Source organism: uncultured Sphingomonas sp. (genome assembly GCF_964244265.1).
In the GTDB taxonomy this organism is placed as follows: Bacteria; Pseudomonadota; Alphaproteobacteria; order Sphingomonadales; family Sphingomonadaceae; genus Sphingomonas.
In genome coordinates this window covers 1-4523 of the sequence record NZ_CAXTHV010000064.1, presented here as the reverse complement: position 1 = coordinate 4523, position 4523 = coordinate 1, and the positions used below count along the sequence as shown (strand labels likewise).

Annotated in this window: 7 protein-coding genes; all 7 read left to right on the top strand. The window is 65.9% G+C overall.

Features of this window, described 5'->3' with window-relative positions:
- Window positions 1-252 (top strand): NADH-quinone oxidoreductase subunit NuoB (nuoB, locus tag ACFE7K_RS15580; RefSeq protein WP_375399108.1); only part of this gene is annotated, 252 nt, incomplete at its 5' end.
- Window positions 249-1085, top strand: a complete 837-nt coding sequence (locus ACFE7K_RS15575) for an NADH-quinone oxidoreductase subunit C (protein ID WP_375399107.1) — start codon at window positions 249-251, stop codon at window positions 1083-1085. The genes nuoB and ACFE7K_RS15575, both read left to right, overlap by 4 nt.
- Before the next feature lie 121 nt (window positions 1086-1206).
- The gene (locus ACFE7K_RS15570; protein ID WP_375399109.1) at window positions 1207-2442 is read left to right on the top strand and encodes an NADH-quinone oxidoreductase subunit D; all 1236 of its coding nucleotides are present in this window, start codon (window positions 1207-1209) and stop codon (window positions 2440-2442) included.
- Complete coding sequence (locus tag ACFE7K_RS15565; protein ID WP_375399106.1) at window positions 2439-2618, top strand: hypothetical protein; 180 nt, start codon at window positions 2439-2441, stop codon at window positions 2616-2618. Before ACFE7K_RS15570 ends, ACFE7K_RS15565 begins: the two co-directional genes overlap by 4 nt.
- Window positions 2611-3285, top strand: a complete 675-nt coding sequence (locus ACFE7K_RS15560; RefSeq protein ID WP_375399105.1) for a complex I 24 kDa subunit family protein — start codon at window positions 2611-2613, stop codon at window positions 3283-3285. The genes ACFE7K_RS15565 and ACFE7K_RS15560 overlap by 8 nt, the downstream gene beginning before the upstream one ends.
- Window positions 3278-3514, top strand: coding sequence for a hypothetical protein (locus ACFE7K_RS15555; RefSeq protein WP_375399104.1), 237 nt, complete (start codon window positions 3278-3280; stop codon window positions 3512-3514). Before ACFE7K_RS15560 ends, ACFE7K_RS15555 begins: the two co-directional genes overlap by 8 nt.
- Window positions 3514-4523, top strand: a 1010-nt coding sequence (nuoF, locus tag ACFE7K_RS15550; RefSeq protein WP_375399103.1) for an NADH-quinone oxidoreductase subunit NuoF, incomplete at its 3' end; no start/stop codon positions are given. The genes ACFE7K_RS15555 and nuoF, both read left to right, overlap by 1 nt.

Here is a 4523-nt window from a genome sequence, read left to right as displayed (position 1 = left end):
TGCAACAAGATGGCGCCGGCGCTGCGCAAGGTCTACGACCAGATGTCGGAGCCGAAATACGTCATCTCGATGGGCTCCTGCGCCAACGGCGGTGGCTATTATCATTACAGCTATTCGGTGGTGCGGGGCTGCGACCGGATCGTCCCGGTCGACATCTACGTCCCCGGCTGCCCGCCGACCGCCGAGGCGCTGTTGTACGGCATCCTCCAATTGCAGCGGAAGATCAGGCGCTCGGGGAGCATCGAGCGGTGAGATCGCCGGCGCCTGCCTATGCCATCGACCTGAACGGCGAGACGATCGAGGCCGCGCGCGCGGCGCTGGGCGACATGCTCGACGAGGCGCGGGAGCGGGTGTTCGAGGTGCAGCTCTTCGTGCGGCGCGACGATCTGGTCGCGGCGCTGACGGCACTGCGCGATACGCCGGGGTTGGCCTATCAGCAGCTCATGGAGATCGCGGGCGTCGACTATCCCGACCGCCCGGAGCGGTTCGAGGTCGTCTATTGCCTGCTGTCGCTGACCCGCAACCATCGCGTCCAGGTGCATGTCTCGACCGACGAGGAGACGCCGGTGCCGAGCGTGACCGGGCTGTGGCCGGTCGCGGGCTGGCTGGAGCGGGAGGTCTATGACCTGTTCGGCGTGCTGTTCGAGGGCAATCAGGACCTCCGCCGCATCCTGACCGACTACGGCTTTCGCGGCCATCCGCTGCGCAAGGACTTTCCCCAGACCGGCTATACCGAGCTGCGCTATTCCGAGGAGGAGAAGCGCGTCGTCTATCAGCCGGTGCAGCTTGCGCAGGACTGGCGGACGTTCGACTTCATGTCGCCGTGGGAGGGCGCGGAATATTCTTTGCCGGGCGACGAGAAGGCGGCGCTGCCCGAGGCCAAGGGCGCGCCGACGCCGTTGAACGCGGACGCCGTCGCTAAGGCGGATGCGGCGCAGTCCGCCAAGGCGCAGCCGACCGATCCGAAGGTGACCGAGACCACGGCGCAGACGGGCGCGGGTCAGCCGCATCCGGGGAACAAATCGGGCGAGAAGCCTGCCGACCCGGACGTTTTGCCCACCAAGGGCCAAGGACAGAATCATTGATGCGCGCTCTCTCTGCTTCCCCGGCGAACGCCGGGCCCCAGTCCCGAGCGCCGGACTGGACCCCGGCGTTCGCCGGGGAGGGGTGTGGCGCATGAGCGATACCGCCCCCGCCACTACCACGATGGACCCCTACGTCGACGAACTGCTCGACGAGCGCTCGGCCGCGCATCCGGAAACGGGCGACGTCACGATCACCAACTACACGATCAACTTCGGCCCCCAGCATCCCGCCGCGCATGGCGTGCTGCGGCTGGTGATGGAGCTGGACGGCGAGATCATCGAGCGGATCGATCCGCATATCGGGCTGCTCCATCGCGGCACCGAGAAATTGATCGAATACCGGACCTACCTTCAGAACATCCCCTATTTCGACCGGCTCGATTATTGCTCGCCGGTGTGCATGGAGCACAGCTTCGTGCTCGCGATCGAGAAATTGCTCGATCTGGAGGTGCCGCTCCGCGCGCAATATCTGCGCGTGTTCTTCGCGGAGCTGACGCGCATCTCCAACCACATGCTCAACCTCGGGTCGCATGTGATGGACGTCGGCGCGATGACGCCGAACCTGTGGATGTTCGAGGTGCGCGAGGATTGCTATGGCTTCCTCGAGCGCATGTCGGGCGCGCGGATGCACCATAATTACTTCCGCCCCGGCGGGGTGCATCAGGACGTGCCGCTGAAGCTGCTGACCGACATCGGCGACTGGCTCGACACGCGGCTGCCGCGGCTGTTCGAGGATGCGATCAGCCTGGTCGCGGACAACCGCATCTTCAAGCAGCGCAACGTCGACATCGCGACGGTGAGCCGCGAGGACGCGATCGCCTGGGGCTTCTCCGGGCCGATGATCCGCGCGGCGGGGCTGCCATGGGACCTGCGCAAATCGCAGCCGTACGACGCCTATGCGCGGATGAAGTTCGACGTGCCGGTGGGGACGCGCGGCGATTGCTACGACCGCTTCATGGTGCGCGTCGAGGAGGTCCGCCAGTCGGCGCGGATCATGAAGCAATGCCTGGCAGAAATGCCGGAAGGGCCGATCGCCAGCGACGACCGCAAGGTGGTGCCGCCCAAGCGCGCCGAGATGAAGCGCTCGATGGAAGCGCTCATCCACCACTTCAAGCTCTACACCGAGGGCTTCCACGTCCCCGCCGGCGAAGTCTATGTCGCGACCGAAAGCCCCAAGGGCGAGTTCGGCGTGTATCTGGTCGCGGACGGGAGCAACAAGCCGTACCGCTGCAAGATCAGGCCGACGGCGTTCTCGCACTTGCAGGCGATGGACTTCATGAGCCGGGGGCACATGCTGGCGGACACGACCGCGATTTTGGGCGCGATGGATATCGTGTTCGGGGAGTGCGATCGGTGAAACCCCAGACGACGTTCTGGCTGGCATTGTTCGCCGCGCTGCTGGCGGCGGTAGCCATCGTCCTGCGATTGAGCCGCGGTTCGGGCGATCTGTTCGAGATCGTCGGTCCGGCCGGGATCATCCTGCTGATGCTCGTCATCATGTCCAACAATCGGCGCGGTGGCTCGCATGGCTGAGGCAGCGACCATTCCCGACGAGACCGAAGTCCGCGCGCGTTGGAGTGCCTTTACGTGGACCGAGGACAATCAGCGCAAGGCGAACGAGATCCTCGGCCGCTACCCTGCCGGGCGCGAGCAATCGGCGTGCTTGCCGTTGCTCGACCTCGCGCAGCGGCAGGTCGGCGCGGAGACCGAGACGCAAGGCTGGCTGCCCGTGCCAGTGATCGAGTTCGTCGCGCGGCAGATTGGCATTCCGTACATGCGCGTGTTCGAGGTCGCGACCTTCTATACCATGTACAATCTTGCCCCGGTCGGGCGCTATCACGTCCAGGTCTGCGGCACGACGCCGTGCCTGCTCGCGGGCTCCGACGAGGTGCTGGCGGCGTGCAAGAACCATGGGCTGACCAAGGGGCGGACGACGCCCGATGGGATGTTCACGCTGACCGAGGTCGAATGCCTGGGCGCCTGCGCCAACGCGCCGATGGTCCAGATCAACGACGACAATTACGAGGATCTTGACTACGACCGCACCACCGCCGTGCTCGAGGCGTTGGCGCGCGGCGAGCAGCCCGCGCCGGGGTCGCAGACGGGGCGGCGGGATAGCTGTCCTGCGGGCGGGCCGACGTCGCTGCGGGAGATGGTCGACGCGAACCACGATTATCGGGGGGAGTGGGCGAATGGCTGACGAACATCCGACGATCGGCGATCTGACGTATGAATTGCTCAAGAAGATGCGTGCCGAGCAGCAGGACATGCACGCCGATATCATGGAGCTGAAAATGCGAGCCACGTCGGTGGATGAGCACCTGAGCGGCGTGATGATTTCACTGTCTGGACTTAATTCTCGCGTCGATCGGCTCGACGAGCGGCTTAAGCGCGTCGAGCGACGCCTCGATCTCACGGATGTCGGCTGATGCTCGCCGACAAGGACCGCATCTTTACTAACGTCTATGGGTTCCAGCCGTGGACCCTCGACGCCGCGCGGACGCGGGGTGACTGGGACAATACCAAGGCATTGCTGGCACTCGGCCAGGACGCGATCATCGACGTCATTAAGGCCTCGGGGTTGCGCGGGCGGGGCGGGGCGGGGTTCCCGACCGGGACGAAATGGTCGTTCATGCCCAAGGAGCCCAAGCCCGAGCGGCCGAGCTTCCTGGTCATCAACGCCGACGAATCCGAGCCCGGCAGCTGCAAGGACCGCGAGATCATCCGCCACGATCCGCACAAGCTGATCGAGGGCGCACTGGTCGCGGGCTTCGCGATGCGGGCGCGGGCGGCGTATATCTACATCCGCGGCGAATATATCCGCGAGGCGGAGGTGCTCTTCGCCGCCGTCGCCGAGGCCTATAACGCCGGGCTCGTCGGCAAGAACGCCTGCGGCTCGGGCTATGACTTCGACGTCTTCGTCCATCGCGGCGCCGGCGCCTATATCTGCGGCGAAGAGACGGCGATGCTCGAATCGCTGGAGGGCAAGAAGGGCCAGCCGCGCCTCAAGCCGCCCTTTCCGGCAGGCGCGGGGCTGTATGGGTGCCCGACCACGGTCAACAACGTCGAATCGATCGCGGTCGCGCCGACCATCCTGCGGCGCGGGGCGGCGTGGTTCGCGGGCTTCGGCAACAAGGGCAACGAGGGCACGAAGCTCTTCCAGATCAGCGGGCACGTGAACGCGCCCTGCGTGGTCGAGGAGGCGATGAGCATCAGCTTTCGCGAGCTGATCGAAACGCATTGCGGCGGCATCCGCGGCGGCTGGGACAATCTGCTCGCGGTGATCCCCGGCGGCTCGTCGGTGCCGCTGGTCCCGGCGGCGCAGATCATGGACGTGGCGATGGATTTCGACGGGCTGAAGGCGGTCGGCTCGGGGCTCGGGACGGCGGCGGTCATCGTCATGGACAAGTCGACCGACATCGTCCGCGCGATCAGCCG